The following is a 20,644-nucleotide window of genomic DNA, read 5'->3' as shown; positions in this document are numbered from 1 at the left end:
TTTTGAGGGAGCCGGTTTTGGGGCCGCTTCGCAGCCCAGCGGGGATAAATCCCCTCACCACAATGTCACTTGGCTTGAGGGTTGTGTTGTAAGGGTTTTTTAGCGCGGCGCGGCGATGTCCAGGGCGCGGTTTGCCAGCAGTTCTGCCAACTCGATCATTTGCTGGATGCCCAGCGCAAAATGGCGCCGCGAGCCTTCCAGTTCAAAAGCTTGCTCGCTTGCCATGACGTTGACCGAAGCGAGGGTTTCGCTGAGGTTGGCCAGCAGGCATTCCATATCCACGCCTTCTGCCACAGTGAACAGCTGACCCGGTGGTGGATTGGGTTTTTCAGGTTTGGGATCGAGGTAAAAGGCGAGGGCGCGGTCGGCGGCTTCGTTGAGTTTTTTGGAATCGTCTGCGGGGGGATTGGGGGTGATCTTGAACATGGTGCAGCTCCTGATTATTCAAAAGGCGCTGCCAGTCATCACTTGCAGATGATGGGTGGCAGCTATGCGCGGGTCTGCAAGACCGGGAAATCAGGAACCCGGCAGACCCGAAGGTCTCCCACACATAGCCGCCATGGAACGAACACAGATGTGTCGACCTTTGGCTATGCGCCTGATATTCGTCGGGCTTGCAGACCCGATCACTGATGAGCAGTGACAGGGAACAAGTTATCGATGGGGTGCCAGGCGCACAAGCCGGCGGATTCTGGCGCAGTTGTAGGTAACGGCGCAAGGCGATGTAGCCTCACTCGGGAGTCCTACACGGCTGGATAAACAGAACCAAAGCCGAACACTATTTATAAAGATGGAATGATCTGTGGCGAGGGGATTTATCCCCGCTGGGCTGCGAAGCGGCCCCAAAACCAGCGCCCTCGAAGCATCTGACACACCGAGGTGTTCGCCATGGGGCTGCTGCGCAGCCCAGCGGGGATAAATCCCCTCGCCACAAATGTCACTTGGCTTGAATGTGTATTCGAGGCTTACATCACCCGCCAACCTCCACCCAACGCCCTGTACAACGCCACACTCGCCTGTACCCGCGCCAGTCTCAGTTGCACGTTCGTATCCTGGGCGGTATAGAGGGTGCGTTGGGTTTCCAGCACGGTGAGCAGGTCTTCGGCGCCGGCCTGGTAGCGGTGTTGGGCGATGTCGAAGGCGGTCTGGGCCTGCTGCAGTTCTTCGCTTTGCCACTGCCGCTGCTGGTCCAGGCCGTTGATGCTGTTCAGGGCTTTTTCGACGTCGGCGAAGCCGTTGATGATGGCGGCGCGATAGAGCTCCAACAGTTCCTCCTGGCGGGCAGTGGCCTTGTCCCGTTCGGCCCGCAGGCGACCGTTGTTGAAGATTGGCGCGGCCAAACCGGCGCTGAGGTTGTAGACGTTGTTGCGCAGCAAATGGTCGGCGATGTCGGCGCCAGTGCCCAGGCTCAGGCCCAGGGTCACCGAGGGCAGCATGGCGGCGCGGGCCACGGTGATGTCGGCCTGGGCGGCGGTGAGGCGCGCTTCGGCGGCGGCGATGTCCGGGCGGCGGCGGAGCAGGTCGCTGGGCACCCCGGCGTCGATGGAAGGCCACTGCAGTTGTTCGAACTGTTCATCGTCGAGCCTGACCGCCTGCACCGGTTGCCCCAGCAGCGCCGCCAGGGTAATCAGCGCTTCCTTGGCCTGTTGCTGCACTTGGGGCAAGCGGCGTTGCTGCGCCGCCACCAGGCTTTTCTGCTGGGACAGTTCCAGGGCCGTGGCGCTGCCGGCGTCGTAGCGAGTCTGCACCAGCTCGAGCACACTTTCGGCGTTGGCCAGGTTCAGTTCGGCGATGCGCTGTTGTTCGCGCAGGGACAACGCCTGGGTGTAGCTGTTGGCGACCGCGCTGAGCAGGGTCAACTCCACGGTCGCCCGGTCGAACTGACTGGCCGAGAGCGTGCTCAACGCACTGTCCCGGGCCGCCCGTTTGCCGCCCCAGAAATCCAGCTCGTAGCTGGCGCTGAGGTTGGCGTCGTAGTAATCAATGGTGCGGTTATCCTGATCCACGTCCAACTGGCTGTAACCCTTGCCCCGCAGCAACTCCTGGCGATTGCCGTTGAGCCCGGCCCGGATTTCCGGCAGCAGTGGGGCGCCGGCGATCACCGCGCTGGCCTGGGCCTGGCGCACCCGGGCCATGGCCGCGGCGAGGTCGTGGCTGTCCAGGCGCGCCTGTTCGATCAGCCGGTTCAACTGTGGGCTGCCGAAGTGCGTCCACCATTGCTGGTTATCGGCGCGCGCGCTGGGCGTGTCGAGGTGCTGCCAGGCCGGTGGTGGCTGGATACCGCTGTCCGGTGGCGACAACGGGCTGGCGCAGGCCGCCAATAGCAGGCTGGCAGCCAGGAGGGTCAGGGACGCTTTCATGGGATGAGGTTCATTCACTGGTGAGGGCCGCGACCGGGTCGAGGCGGGCGGCCTTGCGGGCCGGCATGAAACCGAAGACAACGCCGGTGACCAGGGCGCAGCCGAAGGCGCCGAACACCGCCAGCCACTCGAACGCTACGGCGATCTTGCCCAGCAGCAACGCACCGCCCACCAGCAGGGCCAGGCCGATGCCCGCCAGCCCGCCGACCACCGAGAGCATCACCGCTTCGGTGAGGAACTGGCGCAGGATGTCGCGCTGGCGAGCGCCGGTGGCCATGCGGATGCCGATTTCCCGGGTCCGTTCGCGCACGGTCATGAGCATGATGTTCATCACACCGATGCCGCCCACCAACAGCGAGATCGCCGCAATGGCGCCGAGCATCAACGACAGCGTGCCCTGGGTGCGGGCCTCGGCCTGGATCATCGCGGCGTTGTTGGTCAGTTCGAAATCCTGCTTGCCGTCATGCAGGCGCAGCAGCGTTCGGGAGACGGCTTGCTCGGCTTCCTTGACCTTGCCCGCGTCCTTGGCGGCGATCACCACGTACTCGGGATGACGACTGCCGAACAGCCGCACGCTGGCGGCGGAGTAGGGCACGGCGATGCGGTCATCGGCGTCCGAATCCCCGGAGCTGGCGCCTTTTTCGGCCAGCACGCCGACCACCTGGAACGGCATGTTCTCGATCAGGATGTAGCGGCCGACGGGGTCGGCGAGGTCCTTGAACAGTTTCTGCCGGACCCGGTAGCCGATCACCGCTACCGCGGCAGCGCTACGCTCATCGGCCTCGCTGAAGTAACTGCCCTGGGCCACCGGCCAATTGAAGATGATCGGGAAATTCGTGTCGTTACCGCCGACGTAGCTGGTGTGGTCGAGGTTGCCGAAACGCACGCTGGCGTCGGCGCCGTTGACCGGCATGATCCGCTGCACTTCGGGCAGGGCAGCGAGGGCGGCCAGGTCGTATTCGCTGATGATGCCCTTGGCCGCGCGCGGGCTGGGTGCGCTGCCGTTGAGGTAGATGATATTGGAACCGAAGGCGCCCATCTGGGCCATGACCTGACGCTTGCTGCCTTCGCCCACCGCCAGCATCACCACCACCGAGGCCACGCCGATGACGATACCGAGCAAGGTCAGGGCGGTGCGGAAACGGTTGATCCACATCACCCGCCACGCGGCCTGCACGGCGTCGACCAACTCGCCTTTCCAGGCGCCGTTGTGTTCGCTGCCGGCACTCAGGCGCTGGCGCAGGTCCACGGCTTGCAGGGCTTTTGGATTGGCTTGCACGTCGGCCGGCAAAGAGGTGGCGCTGTCGCTGATGATCGAGCCGTCGCGGATTTCAATGATGCGTTTGGCCCGGGCCGCCACTTCGCGGTCGTGGGTGATCAGGATCACCACGTGGCCCTGGCTTGCCAGTTCGTCGAGCAAGGCCATGACTTCGATGCCGCTCTGGCTGTCGAGGGCGCCGGTGGGTTCGTCGGCGAGAATGATGTGGCCGCCGTTCATCAAGGCCCGGGCAATCGACACCCGTTGTTGCTGGCCGCCGGAGAGCTGATGGGGACGGTTGCCGGTGCGGCTGGCCAAGCCCAGTCGTTCCAGCAGGGCGCTGGCGCGGGCATGGCGTTCGGCGGCCGAGGTGCCGGCATAGATGGCTGGCATTTCGACGTTTTCCTGGGCGGTGCCGGACGGGATCAGGTGGTAGCCCTGGAACACGAACCCGAACGCCTCGCGCCGCAACCAGGCCAATTCATCGCTGCCCAGATTGGCGACGTCTTCACCGGCAAAACGGTATTCGCCGCTGGTAGGGCGGTCGAGGCAGCCGAGGATGTTCATCAAGGTGGATTTACCGGAGCCGGACGCGCCGACAATCGCCAGGAATTCCCCGGCGTGGATGGACAAGTCGATGCCGCGCAGCACCTCCACCCGGGGACTGTCGCCGCCGCCGTAGGCCTTGTGAATGTCCCGCAGTTCGACCAGGGGCGTGTTCATTCAGCCTCCGCTGCCGGTGGCCGGGCCGATCAGTACCTGTTCGCCCTCGCTCAGGCCGTCGACGATCTGGATGCGCAGTCGATCGCTGACGCCGGTGCGCACGGCCCGCGACTGGACATCGCCGTTGTCGGCCAGCACCCGCACCTGGGCGGCGTTGTCCTGTAGCGCAGCGGTGGGCACGGTCAGCACGTTCTGGGCCTGGGCGGCGACGAAAAACACTTGGGCGGTCATGTCGGTCATCAGGCTGCGGTCGGCGTTGTCTACGTCGAGCAGCACGGTGTAGAGCACCACCCGTTCGCTGCCACTGCGCCCGCCGGTCGGGCCACCGCCCTGGCTGGCTTCCAGCGGACGTGGCGGTACCGGGAGGATCTGGCGCACGGTGCTGCTCCAGCGACGGGCGCCGCCGGACAGCGTCGTGAAGTAGGCGGTCATGCCCGGTTTGACGTGGCCGATGTCCGCTTCTGAAACCTCAGCCCAGACCGTCATCGGCGACAGCCGGGCGATGCGCAGGATCAATGGGGTTTGTTGCTGGGCGTTGAGGGTCTGGCCCTCCCGCGCGCCGACGGCGACCACGGTGCCGCTCATAGGCGCATAGATTCGCGTATAGCCCAACTCGGCCTCGTCACTGCGCAAACTGGCCTGGGCCTGACGGATCTGGGCCTGGAACATGTCGATCCGCGCTTGGGTCGCCCGCACTTCGGCCTGGGCGGTCTGCACGTCTTCCTCGCGGGTGGCGCCGCCGGCCTTGAGTTGCTGCTGGCGGCGGAATTTCTGCTGTGCCAGGTCGTGTTGGGCACGCTGTTCCTGAAGCTGGGCCTTGAGGTTCTCGATGGAGAAGCGTCCGGCGTCCAGCCGGGCCTTTTGCGTGGACGGGTCGATTTCAACCAGCAACTGGCCTTCGCGAACCTCGTCGCCGGCCTCCACATGGATCTTCTGGATTTGCCCGGAGGCCTGGGCGCCGACGTCCACGTAGCGACGCGGTTGCAAAGTGCCCAGGGCGGTGACGCTGTTTTCGATATCGCCACGGGTGACGGGCGCGGTTGCCAGGGGCTCGCGATTCGGTGCGACCGCTTGCCAGGCGGCGAAGGCCACGGCCGGAAGCAGGGCCAAGGTTAAAAGCCAGGCGCGTCGGGTAGGACGGGGACGTTTCATGCAGGGTTCCGGCCAGTGATATCGGGTCCGTCGCAGGCAGGGCAGGGACGGGAGGCTGTTCTGGTAGACGAGCGCTTGGGGTGGGAATTTACTGGCTTGAAACACTTGGTAGCAGGTTGAGGGGAAGGCAACTCGGCAGCCAAGTCATGTGATGTTGTGGTGAGGGGATTTATCCCCGCTGGGCTGCGAAGCAGCCCCCCAAAGCCAACGCCTCGGTATATCAGGTGGATTGAGTGGGCTGGTTTGGGGCCGCTTCGCAGCCCAGCGGGGATAAATCCCCTCGCCACAGATACATCCCCTCTCCACACAAAAGCCGTGCTCCGCCAGGGTTGAGATGAACGAATCAGCCCTGATACAAACGAAAGCTTTAAATCTATATGAGAATTACTATAAATTACGCCATTGAATCTGCCACTATCGTGCCATTGCCTGTCCAGGCATGCCGAATGGGCACAGGGATAGCTGGCGCAGCCATGCGCACGGGAGTCATGTTGGAAAACTACTATCGCGAGCTGGTGTGTTTCCTGAACGCCAGGCTAGGCAACCGCCAGGCGGCCGAGGATGTGGTGCATGACGCCTATGTACGGGTGCTGGAGCGCGCCAGCGACACCCCCATCGAACAACCCCGGGCCTTCTTGTACCGCACCGCATTGAATCTGGTGATCGACGGTCATCGGCGCAATACCTTGCGCCAGGTCGAATCCCTGGACGTGCTGGACAGCGAAGAGCGCTTCTTCACGGCGTCGCCCCACACCAGCCTCGACCATGGCCAGCGCCTGGACATGCTGCAGCGCGCCCTGGCCGAGCTGCCACCGCTGTGCCGCGAGAGCTTTCTGCTGCGCAAGCTCGAAGGCCTGTCCCATCCGCAAATCGCCGAGCGCCTGGGCATTTCCCGGGCGCTGGTGGAGAAGCACATCGTCAACGCCATGAAGCACTGTCGCATTCGTGTACGACAGTGGGACGCGCATTAATCCGTCGACGGCGGTCGCATCGCGGTAAATTTTTTTTCATTGTCCTCGTTTCTCTCAACAGACGACTTGCCGGCCTCACAAATGCTGGTCAGGTCCCCCAGGCTTTTTGTGCCCTGTTGAGGGCTTCTCCAGAGGACACTGGACATGACACAGGCAATTGCATCGCCCACCGTTCACGACTTGATCGGTATCGGCTTCGGCCCCTCGAACCTGGCGCTGGCCATCGCGCTGCAGGAGCGGGCCCCGGTCCAGGGCGAACTGGATGTGCTGTTCCTCGACAAACAGGCCGATTACCGCTGGCACGGCAACACCCTGGTGACCCAGAGCGAGTTGCAGATTTCCTTCCTCAAGGACCTGGTGACCCTGCGCAACCCCACCAGCCCTTATTCGTTCGTCAATTACCTCAAGCACCATGGCCGCCTGGTGGACTTCATCAACCTCGGCACGTTCTATCCGTGCCGCATGGAATACAACGACTACCTGCGCTGGGTGGCCGCGCAGTTCGCCGAACAGAGTCGCTACGGTGAAGAAGTGCTGCGCATCGAACCGCTGCTGCACAACCAGCAGGTCGAAGCCCTGCGGGTGATTTCCCGCGGCCGCCAGGGCGAAGAATTCGTGCGTACCACCCGTTCGGTGGTGGTCAGTGCCGGTGGTACGCCACGCATTCCCGAGGCGTTCAAGGCCTTCAAGGATGACGGCCGGGTGTTCCACCATTCCCAGTACCTGGAGCGCATGGCGACCCAGCCGTGCGTGAACGGCCAGCCGATGAGCATCGCGATCATCGGTGGCGGACAGAGCGCGGCGGAGGCCTTCATCGACCTCAACGACAGCTTCCCGTCGGTGCAGGTCGACATGATCCTGCGCGGTTCGGCCCTCAAGCCGGCGGACGACAGCCCGTTCGTCAACGAAGTGTTCTCGCCGGAATTCACCGACCTGGTGTTCCAGCAACCCCACAGCGAGCGCGAGCGCCTGGTCAACGAGTACCACAACACCAATTATTCGGTGGTGGACATCGACCTGATCGAACGCATCTACGGGATCTTCTATCGGCAAAAGGTCTCGGGCATCGCTCGCCATGCATTCCGTACCCTCACCACGGTGGAGAAAGCCACGGCCACCGACGGCGGCGTGGAGTTGGCGACGCGCAACAACGCCACTGGCGAGCTGACCGTGCGCCGCTACGACGCAGTGGTGCTGGCCACCGGTTACGAACGGCAAATGCACCGCACCCTGCTGGAGCCGCTGGCGCAGTACCTGGGAGATTTCGAGGTGGATCGCAACTACAAGCTGATCACCGACGAACGCTGCAAGGCGGCGATCTACATGCAGGGTTTCTGCCAGGCCAGCCATGGCCTGAGCGATACCCTGCTGTCGATCCTGCCGGTGCGCGCCGATGAAATCGCCGGCTCACTCTATGAGCACGGAAAAAATCGCGGGCAGGGTCGTCCGGTGCGCGATCTGTTGCTCGCCGCCGTATAGGCGAGCGCTGCGCGACTTATCAGTCAATGCACAAACCCTGTGGGAGCGGGCTTGCTCGCGAATGCGGTGGGACAGTCGACATCAATGTAACTGACCCACCGCCTTCGCGAGCAAGCCCGCTCCCACTGGTCTGAACCTCTGACCCCTGAACTGACCTGCCTCAGGTCACCCGCAGGAAATTCTTCAGAAGTTTCCTACACTCATTTCGCGCCTTGTGCATTTTTGCCTGGCGCCCAGACGGTTCGCTGTTCCCTCGTTTTGGCAGTCTGAACCCATCAGCCGGTCACCCTGACTGATTGTGAAGTCGCAGGTGTACCGGGCCGACTACGCCAAGCGAAACAACCTGATCCAGATGATGCTGCTTCGACGCACAGGCCTGGTGGTGCTGTTGCTGGGCTCATTGAGTGTGATGCCACGGGTTGGCGCGGCACCCGAGACGCTGCAGGTGCTCGGGCGCTCCAATGTGAACGACTATTCGGTGTCCCTGGACGCGGCCGACCAGGCCTGGCTGCGGCAAAAAGGCCGGTTATTGCTGGGCGCTTCGGCACCGGACTATGCGCCTTTCAGCATCACCGGCAATGGCCGCGACTATGAAGGCCTGACCGCCGACTTTGCACAATTGCTCGGGCAACTCTTGCACGTCGAGGTGCAGGTGCTGCGCTATCCGTCCCGCGCCGAATCGCTCCAGGCCCTGCGCAGCGGTGAGATCGACTTGCTCGGTACCGCCAACGGCTTCGAGGCCAGCGACCCGGACCTGGCGATGTCCCAGGCCTACGCCGATGACCTGCCCACCCTCGTGGCTCGCATCGATGACAGCCAGGATTTGCCTGCGGACCTGGCGGACAAGCGTATCGCCATGCTTTACCACTACTTGCCGCCGGACACGGTCGAGGCGTTCTACCCCGAGGCGTCCCTGCAGTTGTACCCCTCGACCCTGAGTGCCATTGGCGCCGTGGCGTTTGGTCACGCCGATGTCTATCTGGGGGACTCGATCAGCGCCAACTACCTGATCAGCAAGAACTACCTGAACAACGTCCAATTGGCGGATTTTTCGCGCATGGAAGTGCAGCCGTTCGCCTTTGCGGTCAGTCGCGACAATGTGCGTGTGTTACGTGTCGTCAACGCCGCGCTGCACGCCATTCCTCCCAGCGAACGCATGAACATCCTGCGCCGCTGGAGCGCTGGGGGCGCGAGCATGCCGGGTCAGCAAGCGCTGCATTTCAGCGTCAAGGAGCAGCGCTGGCTGGAGGCCCATCCGCGGATCAAGGTGGCCATCAACGAAAACTTCCTGCCGCTGACGTTCTTCGATGAGCAAGGCCATCTGCGCGGCATCAGCGCCGATGTGCTGGCCCGCATCAGCTTGCGCACCGGTTTGAAGTTCGATGTGCAGCGTGGCGGCTCGGTTGACGATCTGATCGGGCAGATCGAGAGCGGCAAGGCTGACGTTTTGGCGACGGCCATACCCAGCGCCGAACTTGAAGATGAGTTGCGCTTTACCCGGCCTTACCTGACCAACCCGTTCGTGCTGGTGGTGCCCGCTCGGGACAAGGTCCCGCTCACTCTGGACCAGATGGCCGGCAAGCGCCTGGCGCTGGTGCGTGGCAACGTACTGCGCGAGTTCCTGCTGGAGCAGTTTCCCCGGGTGCAGTTGGTGGTGGCGCAGAATGCGGCCGACGCCATGGCCATGGTTGCCGCAGGCACGGCGGACGGTGCGATCAATCCGCTGATCAGCGCCCGCTACATGATCTCCCGCCAATACCGCGACAAATTGCAAATCACCAGCACCGTGGGCACCTTGCCCGCGCGCGTTGCCCTGGCGACGAATCGGGGAGCATTGGAGCTTTACTCGATCCTGGACAAGGCGTTGCTGAGCATCTCCCCCGAAGAAATGGACGAGCTGACCAACCGCTGGCGCAGTGAAGTGGTGATCGATGACAGCTACTGGCTGCGCAACCGCACGACCATCGTCCAAGGTTTTTCCATTGCCGCGCTGCTGTTGCTGGTGACGTTGGGTTGGGTTGTCTACCTTCGCCGTCTGCTGGAGCAATTGCGCGTGGCCAAGAAGAGCGCCGACGACGCCAATCGGGCCAAGACCACGTTTGTGGCGACCATGAGCCATGAAATCCGCACGCCGATGAATGCGGTGATTGGCATGCTGGAGCTGGCCTTGAAAAAGGCCGACCAGGGCATCGTGGACCGGTTCGCTATCGAAGTCGCTTCGGACGCCGCCCGGGGCATGCTGGAATTGATCGGCGACATCCTCGACATCGCCCGCATCGAGTCAGGCAAATTGTCCCTGGCGCCGGAGCGCGCCAACCTGCGGGAACTGATCGAGTCGGTGGCGCGGATTTTCGAAGGCCTGGCGTGGCAGAAACACTTGCGCCTGCCACTGGACCTGGAGGCGGCGATCGACCGCGACATATTGATCGACCCGTTGCGCTTCAAGCAGGTGGTGTCGAATCTGTTGAGCAACGCCATCAAGTTCACCGAGCAGGGCGAAGTGCGCCTGAGTGCGCGCGCCGAAGCGGGGCCCGACGACGGGCGCCTGGGCATCTGCCTGCGGGTCGAGGACACCGGCTGCGGTATTTCGGTGGAGGACCAGCGACGTTTGTTCAGCCCCTTTACCCAGGCCAGCCATAGCACCCAGTCGGCCCGCAGCGGTTCCGGGCTGGGGCTGGTGATCAGCCGCACCTTGTGTGAAATGATGGGCGGCAGCCTGACGCTGAGCAGCGTGCCGGGGGAGGGCACGCAGGTCGAGGTCCGGCTGAGCCTGCCCGTGCTCGATGCCTTGCCGACAGCGCCGCCTGCCGAGGTCGAGACGTTGGGGCCGGGACGGACGCTGAACATCCTGGTGGTCGACGATTACCCGGCCAACCGCGTGCTGCTGTCGCAGCAACTGAGCTACCTGGGGCATCGCGTCCAGGATGCGCCGGACGGCGCCCAAGGTTTGCGCGCCTGGCGCAGCGAACTCTTTGATGTGGTCATCACCGACTGCAACATGCCGATGATGAGCGGCTACGAACTGGCCCGCGCCATTCGCGACGAGGAGCAAACGCGAGGCTTGGCATCGACGGTCATCCTGGGGTTCACCGCCAACGCCCAACCCGAGGAAAAGGACCGCTGCGTCGAAGCCGGGATGGACGACTGCCTGTTCAAGCCCATCAGCCTCAGGGACCTCAATGCGCGCCTGGCTTCGGTCATGCCGGATGCCGAGGCGGCTCCGTCCGCCGAGTCCTTCGACTTGACCCGCCTGGAACAACTGACGGGCAACGACTCGACTGCCATCCAGCATTTGCTGAAGGAACTGGTCAGCAGCAATGCCGAAGATGCCGCGCGACTGTTGCGCTTGTCCGCTCAACAAGACTTGCCGGGCTTGGCGGACCTGGCGCATCGGATCAAGGGCGGGGCGCGGATCATCCAGGCGCAACGCCTGATCGCCGCCTGCGAGGCGTTGGAAAACGCTTGCCGAGCGTCCGACAGGACGTTGCTCGCCCAAGCGGTCGACGACCTGCACCAGGCCATGGAGCAACTGGCTGAACAACTGGAGATCCCTGTGGCGAGGGAATAAGTCTTCTCGCCGCAAGGGCTGCGTCTGGCTTCATTTTAGGACTAGTCCTACAGCGCCTCTCAAAAGCTTCCACTAGCCTGACGCCCCTTAATAACGTTCACAAGCCGGTTCATACCTGGCGCGTCGCTATTGGAATGCCTGCCATGCCGAACAAAGCACTACGTATCCTGATTGCCGACCCACAACATACTCATCGAATCGTGCTGGAGCGCTTGTTCAATCAACAGGGCTATTTCCGGATTGTCCCGGTGAGCAATCTGCCGGAGTTGCTGACGCTGGTGGAATACGGCAGCGAGCCGTTCGACCTGGTGGTCGTCAACGCCGGGTTGGCGAGTGGGGCGCTGAACCTGCACGATTTCGTTATCTACAACCCACAGGTTCGTCACGGGATGATCTACAACGCTCAACAGGTCAGTCAGTCGTCAGCACCTGTCGCGCGTCGATCGAGCATGCACTTGAGCCAGGCCCCGCTGCCTGATCTCGCTGCACTGCGGGGCCTGATGGAACGGGTTGATCATCAGGCCGGAGAGTCGCTGCCAGCTTGGGATCATGGCCTGCGACAGGGCGGTTCAGGTTGAGGCAGACCGTTGGTCCGCACTGTCGGATCTGACAGGTGGCATGGCTTGGCGATTGTGCAAGAGTCCGGTGCAGTCATGGCACCGGCGCCGTTTGTATTGACCTTGGGGGACTGCCTTGAAAGACGTGTTGATCGTGGATGACCACCCTGTCATACGCGGGGCCTTGCGGCTCATCTGCCAGAATGAGGGGTTCACCCGCATCAGGGATGCCAGCGGCGTGGTCGATGCCAGGAGACTCATCAAGGAGGGGATGCCAGACCTGGTGATCCTGGACCTGGTGATGAACGGTTTCGATGGCCTGGACCTGCTGGTCTGGATCATGGCCCAGTTTCCTGAGTGCAGTGTGCTGGTGTTCACTGCCCAGGATGCGCAGCACTTCTGTAACCGTTGCATCTCGGCCGGGGCCAGGGGGTTCGTGACCAAGAAAAGCGATCTGCAAGAGCTGACCAAGGCCATTCATGCGTTGAAGTCCGGTTACGCCTATTTTCCTCAAGTGTCGGTCAGGCTGGATCTACAGCAGCGCACCGAACAGCAGGCCCTGGAAAGCCTGTCCACCCGCGAGTTATCCATTCTGCGCATGTTGTCCATGGGCATGCGCGGCAAGGACATTGCCGAGAACCTGTTCCTGAGTCCAAAGACCGTCAGCACCTACAAGACTCGGCTGTTGGAAAAGCTCGGTTTGCGATCCTTGGTGGGCCTGTCGGAGTTCGCCAAGCGCAATCACCTGTGAATGCGTAACACCTGAACTTGTGGGAGCGAGCTTGCTCGCGATAGCGGTCCGCCTATCGATGCATCTTCGGCTGATACACCGCTATCGCGAGCAAGCTCGCTCCCACAGTGCGATTTGACTGTTCTCCAGATAGAACGCTAAGGCCGGTTTTTGCAGTCTAGTGCTTCAAAGGTGGCGGTTTTATCCTGTGTCCATTGAATCGCAGTACCTGATATGGGAGACACAGCATGAAGAACATCATCGGCCTCTACACCAGCCCACGGCCCCATTGGGTCGGCGACGGCTTCCCGGTTCGCACGCTGTTTTCCTATGACAACCTGGGCAAGCACATCAGCCCGTTCCTGCTGCTGGACCACGCGGCCCCCAGCGAATTTACACCCACTACCGAGCGTCGTGGCGTCGGCCAACACCCGCATCGCGGTTTTGAAACCGTGACCATCGTCTACCAGGGCGAACTGGAACACCGTGACTCCACTGGCAGCGGCGGCAAGATCCGCCCTGGCGACGTGCAATGGATGACCGCCGCATCCGGGATCATCCACGAAGAATTTCACTCCGAAGCCTTTGCTCGCCAAGGCGGGTTCATGGAAATGGTCCAGCTGTGGGTCAACCTGCCCGCCAAGGACAAAATGGCCCCGGCCGGCTACCAGACGCTGCTCAAGGGCGACATTCCGAACATCGCCCTGAAGGACAGCGCCGGCAGCCTGCGCCTGATTGCCGGGCGCTTCGAGGGACATCAAGGGCCCGCGAAGACTTTCACCCCCATCGACGTCTGGGACATCCGCTTGAATGCCGGGAAAAGCCTGACCCTTGACCTGCATGAAGGCCACAACACCGCCCTGGTGGTGCTGCATGGCTCGGTCCAGGTCAATGACCGCGAACGGGTCGAGGCCGGGCAACTGGCCCTGTTCGACCGGGCCGGCGACCAGGTGAGCCTGCAAGCCAATAACGATGCGGTGGTGCTGCTGCTCAGTGGCGAGCCCATTGACGAACCTATCGTCGGCCATGGTCCGTTCGTGATGAACAGCGAGCAGGAAATCCACCAGGCCTTCAACGATTTCCATTCCGGACGCTTCGGCCAGATGGACGATTGATGCCCTAGCTGAAGGCTAAGTAACGGACAACGCGGATCCACTGTGGGAGCGGGCTTGCCCGCGATAGCGGCCTGACAGTCAATGCATCACTGACTGACACACCGGAATCGCGAGCAAGCTCGCTCCCACATTGGATCTGCAGTGATCTCTACAGGGCGTTCAATCTGTGCCAATCTTCGCCCCAAATGATCTTTCTGGAGCTGTCCGATGCTGTCTCTGATCTCCGACCACCCGTTGCTCTGTGCCTTGGCGCTGCTGGTGCTCGACATACTGATGTGGCGCTTGGTCAGTGCGGATCGGACCTATTGGAAAATCGGCGCGCGGCTGGTGATTTTCTCCTTGTTCAGCATGTTGCTGTTCAACGAGGGCCTCAACCCCATGGAACCGGCGCAGTGGGTCGACGATGTGCCACGACACTTGGCGGCCACCGGGTTGCAAATCGCCTGGTGGCTGCTCGCTGCGCGAACCCTGACGGTGATGATGGGCGCGGTGATGATGCAACGGGTCGGTCATACCGGGCGCTTGTTGCAGGATTTGCTCGGCGCGGTGATTTTCCTGATCGCCGTCATCGCGGCGCTGGCCTATGTGCTGGACCTCCCGGTCAAGGGCGTGCTGGCGACGTCCGGCGCGATGGCGATCATCGTCGGCCTGGCCCTGCAGAGCACCCTCAGCGATGTGTTCTCCGGAATCGTACTCAACACCACCAAGCCTTATCAGCTCGATGACTGGATCTCCATCGACGGCACCGAAGGCCGGGTCACCGACATTGACTGGCGGGCCACGCGGTTGCAGACCGCCCAGGGCAGCATGGCGGTGATCCCCAACTCACTCGCGGCCAAGGCCAAGGTCATCAACTTCAGCCGACCCAGCGATGTCCATGGGTTGTCCATCAGTGTCCAGGTCAGCCCTCACGCGCGGCCCCAAACCGTGATCGACGCGCTGGAGCGAGCGATGATCGGCTGTCGGACCTTGCTCGCCGACCCGGCCCCCTGCGTGACGCTCAAAAGCAGCAGCAGTGACGGGGCGGAATACGAGATCAGCGGCTTCGTTGTCTCCAGGGCCCAGAAGCGCGAGGTGCGCAACCAGTTGTTCGACCTGGCGTTCCGGCATTTGCAGGCATCGGGCGTGAGCCTGTTGTCCAACAGTGAAAGCGTCACGGCCAAGGATGCGTCGCGGCCCCGGGCGTTGCTGGAAAGCTCAAACATCTTCTCCACCTTGCGCCAGGACGAGAAAGATACCTTCAGCCAGAACATGACCCTGCAGACCTTCCGCGCCGGCGACATGATTTTGCCGGCGGGGGAGGTCAGCGATCATTTGTTCATCATTGAATCCGGCGTGGTCAGTGTGACCCTTATGCGTAACGGCCAGCCCTTCGAGGCTGGGCGCATGGGGCCGGGGGAGGTGATCGGGGAAGCCGGGATCGTTTCCGAACAGGCCGCGCTGGCGAGCTTTTCGGCCAAAACCTTTTGCACCCTTTATCGCATCGAGAACAGCTACCTCAAACCTTGCCTCGACGCCCGTCACGACATCAACGACGCCATGAAAAACCTGCTGGACGTGCGCATCCACCTCGCCCAGAACCTCATCCGCGAGCTGCCAAAGCCCGTCGCCAAGAAGCGCTTCCTGCAGTGGTTGCGCAGCCGGGTCTGAATCAACTCTTGAAGTGTCCACCCTGTGGTGCGGTATTCATTTCCAAGGGATAGGTATCAGTCACCCATTGGCCACCCGAACTTCCCAACAATTGGCTATTTGTCCTTCGCCAGGGCAACGCTAACGTAGCGCCACACCCCATTGTTCTGGAGTTCATCATGCAACCGCGTATCGACTTCTACACCGCTTCCCCTGAAGCTTATAAAGCCATGCTGACGTTCGAAACCACTGTCTCGAAACTGGGCCTGGAAAAGTCCCTGCTGGAGCTGGTCAAGCTGCGTTCCTCGCAAATCAACGGCTGCGCCTTCTGCATCGACATGCACACCGCCGATGCCCGCAAGGACGGCGAGAGCGAACGTCGCCTGTACGCCGTGACCGCCTGGCGCGAAGCACCGTTCTTCACCCCGCGCGAACGCGCCGCACTGGCCTGGACCGAAGCCCTGACCCGCCTGAGCGAGACCCACGCGCCGGACGCCGACTACGAACAGCTGAACCAGCATTTCACTCCCAAGGAAATGGTCGACCTGACGGTGGCGATCAACGCCATCAATGGTTGGAACCGCCTGGCGGTGGGCTTTCGCAAGATGCCTGAGGCGTAAGCTCACCCTTTCTATACGGACAGGGCATGTGTCCTGCCGTCCTCAATGAAAACACCATACCCTGTGGGAGCGAGCTTGCTCGCGATAGCGGACTGACCTTCAACGGTGAGGGTGACTGATGTACCGCCATCGCGAGCAAGCTCGCTCCCACAGGACATTCTCAATTCTGAAAGCTTCGGACGACAGGCACCGCAATAGGTTTGCTTCGCATTAATGGGAAGCATTACTATCCGTACCCCGTTTCCACAGCGCGCCGCGATGACCCCCAAGCTGCCCCGCAGACCCGGCTTTTTCGAGCATTACGAAGAGTTGATCGGCACCTGGACCCGTCGCTTGCGCAATCGCCAGCAGGCCGAGGACCTGGCCCATGACACCTTCGTGCGGGTGCTTGAGTCCGATTCGGCCGGGGTCGAGCAGCCGCGGGCCTATTTGCACCAGACGGCGCGCAACATTGCAGTGGATGGTTATCGGCGCGAAGATCGACGGGGGGCCATGGAGGAGGCGGCCGTCGACCATAGCCAGTCGCTGTCGGGCGACCCGGAGCACTACATGCATGCGATCCAGCTGGCAGACTCCATCGAGCGAGCGCTTGCCGAGCTGCCGGCCAACTGCCGTACGGTGTTTGTCTGGCAGAAGATCGAAGGCCTGACCCAGGCGGAAATCGCCGAGCGCCTGGGCCTGTCAAAAAACATGGTGGAAAAATATATGATCCGCACCCTGCGGCATCTGCGCGATCGCCTGGACGGGCCAGGCCAATGATCCGTCGTCATCTTCCACCTGAACCACAGGACCTTCCATGATGGATAGCCGTGAATGCCCGTGCGGGCAGAACAGGGTTCGCGACGAGGCGGCGCAATGGTTCGTGCGCCTGCAAGCGCCCGCCATGAGTGTCGAGGAGCGCCAGCGTTTCGACACCTGGCTCGACGAGCATCCCAACCACCGCGACGAAATTCACTTGCTGCAAGGGATCTGGAGTGCCACGGACCTGCTGCCTCGGGAACGCCTGCAGGCGCTGTGCGAACGCCCCGCCGAACGCCCCAAGCGGCGGCCGCTGCTGCGCTACGCGGTTGCCGCCGGGCTGTTCGCGGTGGCGGTCGGCTTGGGTCTGTTCAGCGGGCTGAGTTCTTCCACCGATTACAGCGGCGACTTTGCCACTGCCTTCGGCGAGCGTCGGCACCTAGCCTTGCCGGACGGTTCGATGATCGACCTCAACAGTCGTAGCCGGGTACGGGTTCAATTCGTCCACCGCCAGCGCCGAGTGGAACTGGTCGAAGGCGAGGCCTTGTTCAGTGTCGAGCATGACGCTGGCCGGCCATTCACCGTCGAGGCGGGGAATGGCCAGGTGACGGTGACCGGGACGCGCTTTGACGTGCGTCGCGATGCGAACACCACCCGGGTGGCGGTGGAGCAGGGCAGCGTCAAGGTCCAGGGGCGGGATGCGCCACGGGCGCAGGTCGTCAGCGTGACGGCGGGCCTGGGCACCCAGATCGATGCCCAGGGCCAGGTCGCCGCACCTTATGCGATCAACGCCGACGCGCTCACCGCCTGGCGCAACGGCAAACTGGTGTTCAACAACGCGCCGTTGAGTGAAGTGGCCGAAGAAGTTTCCCGCTATCGGGCCAAGCCGTTGCGGGTCGGCAGCGCGGCGGTGGGCAATCTGCGCCTGACCAGCGTGTTCCGTTCCGATGATCCCGAGGCGCTGCTCAAGGCGCTGCCAAACATCCTGCCGGTGGCCGTGCGGACCCTGGAAGACGGCAGCCAGGAAATAATTGCGCGATAGATTCAGGTTTTTTTCGAGTTCTTCGTCTTCTTGTCCAACTGCAACTGGTTTGCATTAACAGACGCGTATTCTTGCGATTCGACAGGATAAGGTTCGACGTGAAAACTTCCGCCAAACACCACAACCGCACCTCTTCGCGCTGGCTGCCGCTGGCCTTGGCCCTGGCCGTCGGCGCCGCGCTGCCCCAGGCGTTCGCCGATCAGGCCAGCAACATTCATATCCCGGCGCAGCCGCTGGGCCAGGCCCTGAGCCAACTCGGCCAGCAGACCTCGTTGCAGGTGTTCTTCAACCCCGAGCTGGTGGCCGGCAAGCAAGCCCCGGCGGTGGATGGCAACCTGTCCCCGGAAGCGGCCTTGCGCCAACTGTTGCAGGGCAGCGGCCTGCAATACCAGATCAATGACGGTTCAGTGACGGTGCTGCCACCGTCGCCGGTATCCGACGCTGGCCCGCTGGAGCTGGGGGCGACTGAAATCCAGGTGGTCGGCGACTGGCTCGGCGATGCCAACGCCGAAGTGGTGCAGAACCATCCCGGCGCGCGGACGGTGATCCGCCGCGAAGCGATGGTGGAGCAGGGCGCCATGAACGTCGGCGATGTGCTGCGGCGTGTGCCAGGGGTGCAGGTGCAGGAGGCCAACGGCACCGGCGGCAGTGACATCTCCCTGAACGTCGGCGTGCGCGGCCTGACCTCGCGCTTGTCACCACGCTCCACAGTGCTGATCGACGGCGTACCGGCGGCATTCGCCCCCTACGGCCAGCCGCAACTGTCCATGGCCCCGATTTCCTCGGGTAATCTGGACAGCATCGACGTGGTGCGCGGCGCCGGTTCCGTGCGCTACGGGCCGCAGAACGTCGGCGGGGTGATCAACTTCGTGACCCGTGCCATTCCGGAAAAAGCCACCGGTGAAATCGGCAGCACCCTGGAAACCTCCCAGCACGGCGGCTGGAAGCACATCGACACGGCCTTCCTCGGCGGCACGGCGGACAACGGCCTGGGCGTCGCGCTGCTGTATTCCGGCGTGAACGGCAACGGCTATCGCCAGAGCAATAACGGCAATGACATCGACGACGTCATCCTCAAGACCCATTGGGCGCCCACCGAGGTGGACGACTTCTCGCTGAACTTCCATTACTACGACGCCAAGGCCGACATGCCCGGCGGCCTGACCCAGGCCCAGTACGACGCGGACCCGTACCAGTCCGACCGCGATTGGGACAACTTCAGCGGCCGGCGCAAGGACGTGTCGTTCAAGTGGTTGCGACAGATCGACGACCGCACCCAGGCCGAAGTGCTGACCTATTACTCCGACAGCTATCGGGGCAGCACCATCGCTTCCCGGGACCAGCGCAACCTGGCGTCCTACCCGCGCACCTATTACACCTTCGGCATCGAGCCGCGGGTGTCCCATGTGTTCGACCTGGGCTCCACCACCCAGGAGGCCAGCGTGGGTTATCGCTACCTCAAGGAAGGCATGCACGAGGAGGCCAGTCGCCTGGCGTTGCGCGATAACCAGCCGGTGGTGCGTCCAGGGTCCGACGGCCACGTCTACCAGGACCGTACCGGTGGCACTGAAGCCCACGCGGTCTACTTCGATGACAAGATCGACGTCGGCAAATGGACCATCACCCCGGGCATCCGCTTCGAAAGCATCAGCACCGAATGGCACGACCGCCCGGTGCTCGACACTGCTGGCCGCCCAGTGCAGGAAAAACGCCGCAGCATCGACAGCAACGAACCGCTGCCGGCACTGAGCGTGATGTATCACCTGTCCGATGCCTGGAAGCTGTTCGCCAACTACGAGACCTCGTTTGGCAGCCTGCAATATTTCCAACTGGGCCAGGGCGGCGACGGCAACAACACCGCCAACGGCCTGAGCCCGGAGAAGGCCAAGACCTACGAGATCGGTACGCGCTACAACGATGACGTGTGGGGCGGGGAGGTGACGCTGTTCTACATCGACTTCGATGATGAGTTGCAGTACATCAGCAACGATGTGGGCTGGACCAACATGGGCGCCACCAAGCACCAGGGCCTGGAAGCCTCGGTGCACTACGACCTGGCCGCGCTGGACCCGCGCCTCGAAGGCCTGAGCGCCAATGCCGGTTTCACCTACACCCGTGCCACCTACGAAGGCGAAATCCCCAGCTTCAAGGGCCGCGACCTGCCGTTCTATTCCCGTCAGGTGGCCAATCTGGGCCTGCGCTATGAGATCAACCGCTGGACCTACAACCTCGATGCCTTTGCCCAGTCCAAGCAGCGTTCACCGGGCAACAACGTGAACGCCGATGGCAGCTTCAGCGGCGACTACATCACTGACGGCAGCGCCGACGGGCAGTTTGGCGACATGCCCGGCTACGTGCTCTGGAACGTGCGCGCCGGCTATGACTTCGGCGCGCAGCTGTCGAACCTGAAAGTCGGCGCCGGGGTGAAAAACCTGTTCGACCATCAGTACTACACCCGCTCCAGCGACAACAACTCGGGCATCTACGCTGGCGCACCACGCACGTTCTTTGTGCAGGCGAGTGTGGGGTTCTGAGCAAAATCCAAGGCTGAGGCATATCCTTGTGGCGAGGGGATTTATCCCCGCTGGGCTGCGAAGCAGCCCCAAATCCTGTCGATGCGGTCTGTCTGGCATACCGGGGTGGCTGGTTTCAGGGCTGCTTCGCAGCCCAACGGGGATAAATCCCCTCGCCACAGATAGATC

General features: G+C 62.6%; 15 protein-coding genes. 11 read left to right on the top strand and 4 right to left on the bottom strand.

The window, feature by feature from the left end; all coding sequences use genetic code 11:
* Nucleotides 1-99 precede the first annotated feature (99 nt).
* The 4 genes from LOY70_RS20710 to LOY70_RS20695 all read right to left on the bottom strand — a co-directional run bounded on the left by LOY70_RS20710 (nt 100) and on the right by LOY70_RS20695 (nt 5,493).
* Nucleotides 100-426, bottom strand: coding sequence for a DUF6124 family protein (locus LOY70_RS20710; protein WP_265029148.1), 327 nt, complete (start codon nt 424-426; stop codon nt 100-102).
* 539 nt (nt 427-965) lie between these two features.
* Nucleotides 966-2,360: an efflux transporter outer membrane subunit gene (locus LOY70_RS20705; protein WP_265029147.1), complete on the bottom strand. Its 1,395-nt coding sequence runs from the start codon at nt 2,358-2,360 to the stop codon at nt 966-968.
* A gap of 10 nt (nt 2,361-2,370) precedes the next feature.
* The gene (locus LOY70_RS20700; RefSeq protein ID WP_265029146.1) at nt 2,371-4,341 is read right to left on the bottom strand and encodes a MacB family efflux pump subunit; all 1,971 of its coding nucleotides are present in this window, start codon (nt 4,339-4,341) and stop codon (nt 2,371-2,373) included.
* Nucleotides 4,342-5,493 carry an efflux RND transporter periplasmic adaptor subunit gene (locus LOY70_RS20695; protein ID WP_265029145.1) on the bottom strand — a complete coding sequence of 384 codons (1,152 nt, stop codon included), beginning with the start codon at nt 5,491-5,493 and terminating at the stop codon, nt 4,342-4,344.
* A 473-nt stretch (nt 5,494-5,966) separates the two neighbouring features.
* Between LOY70_RS20695 and LOY70_RS20690 the strand changes: the two genes are divergently transcribed.
* The 11 genes from LOY70_RS20690 to LOY70_RS20640 all read left to right on the top strand — a co-directional run bounded on the left by LOY70_RS20690 (nt 5,967) and on the right by LOY70_RS20640 (nt 20,476).
* Nucleotides 5,967-6,464 carry a sigma-70 family RNA polymerase sigma factor gene (locus LOY70_RS20690; protein ID WP_265029144.1) on the top strand — a complete coding sequence of 166 codons (498 nt, stop codon included), beginning with the start codon at nt 5,967-5,969 and terminating at the stop codon, nt 6,462-6,464.
* 144 nt (nt 6,465-6,608) lie between these two features.
* On the top strand, nt 6,609-7,943 hold the full coding sequence (locus LOY70_RS20685; protein WP_265029143.1) for a lysine N(6)-hydroxylase/L-ornithine N(5)-oxygenase family protein: 1,335 nt from the start codon (nt 6,609-6,611) through the stop codon (nt 7,941-7,943).
* 352 nt (nt 7,944-8,295) lie between these two features.
* The gene (locus LOY70_RS20680) at nt 8,296-11,511 is read left to right on the top strand and encodes an ATP-binding protein (protein ID WP_265038138.1); all 3,216 of its coding nucleotides are present in this window, start codon (nt 8,296-8,298) and stop codon (nt 11,509-11,511) included.
* A 143-nt stretch (nt 11,512-11,654) separates the two neighbouring features.
* The gene (locus LOY70_RS20675; protein WP_265029142.1) at nt 11,655-12,089 is read left to right on the top strand and encodes a response regulator; all 435 of its coding nucleotides are present in this window, start codon (nt 11,655-11,657) and stop codon (nt 12,087-12,089) included.
* Between the two features lie 115 nt (nt 12,090-12,204).
* The gene (locus LOY70_RS20670; RefSeq protein ID WP_265029141.1) at nt 12,205-12,819 is read left to right on the top strand and encodes a response regulator transcription factor; all 615 of its coding nucleotides are present in this window, start codon (nt 12,205-12,207) and stop codon (nt 12,817-12,819) included.
* Nucleotides 12,820-13,046: 227 nt separating this feature from the next.
* The gene (locus LOY70_RS20665) at nt 13,047-13,913 is read left to right on the top strand and encodes a pirin family protein (RefSeq protein WP_265029140.1); all 867 of its coding nucleotides are present in this window, start codon (nt 13,047-13,049) and stop codon (nt 13,911-13,913) included.
* A gap of 207 nt (nt 13,914-14,120) precedes the next feature.
* Nucleotides 14,121-15,563: a mechanosensitive ion channel family protein gene (locus LOY70_RS20660; RefSeq protein WP_265029139.1), complete on the top strand. Its 1,443-nt coding sequence runs from the start codon at nt 14,121-14,123 to the stop codon at nt 15,561-15,563.
* A gap of 158 nt (nt 15,564-15,721) precedes the next feature.
* A complete protein-coding gene (locus LOY70_RS20655) occupies nt 15,722-16,162 on the top strand; it encodes a carboxymuconolactone decarboxylase family protein (RefSeq protein ID WP_265029138.1) in 441 nt (146 codons plus the stop codon).
* 258 nt (nt 16,163-16,420) lie between these two features.
* Nucleotides 16,421-16,921 (top strand): sigma-70 family RNA polymerase sigma factor, encoded by a 501-nt coding sequence (locus LOY70_RS20650; protein WP_025214715.1) that lies wholly within the window; start codon nt 16,421-16,423, stop codon nt 16,919-16,921.
* 37 nt (nt 16,922-16,958) lie between these two features.
* Nucleotides 16,959-17,942 carry a FecR family protein gene (locus LOY70_RS20645; RefSeq protein ID WP_265029137.1) on the top strand — a complete coding sequence of 328 codons (984 nt, stop codon included), beginning with the start codon at nt 16,959-16,961 and terminating at the stop codon, nt 17,940-17,942.
* 98 nt (nt 17,943-18,040) lie between these two features.
* Nucleotides 18,041-20,476: a TonB-dependent siderophore receptor gene (locus LOY70_RS20640; protein ID WP_265029136.1), complete on the top strand. Its 2,436-nt coding sequence runs from the start codon at nt 18,041-18,043 to the stop codon at nt 20,474-20,476.
* The last annotated feature ends 168 nt before the right edge of the window (nt 20,477-20,644 follow it).

Source organism: Pseudomonas sp. B21-054 (assembly GCF_026016345.1).
Classification (GTDB): domain Bacteria; phylum Pseudomonadota; class Gammaproteobacteria; order Pseudomonadales; family Pseudomonadaceae; genus Aquipseudomonas.
The sequence above is the reverse complement of the archived record's forward strand: the minus strand, read 5'-3'. Positions and strand labels throughout refer to the sequence as shown.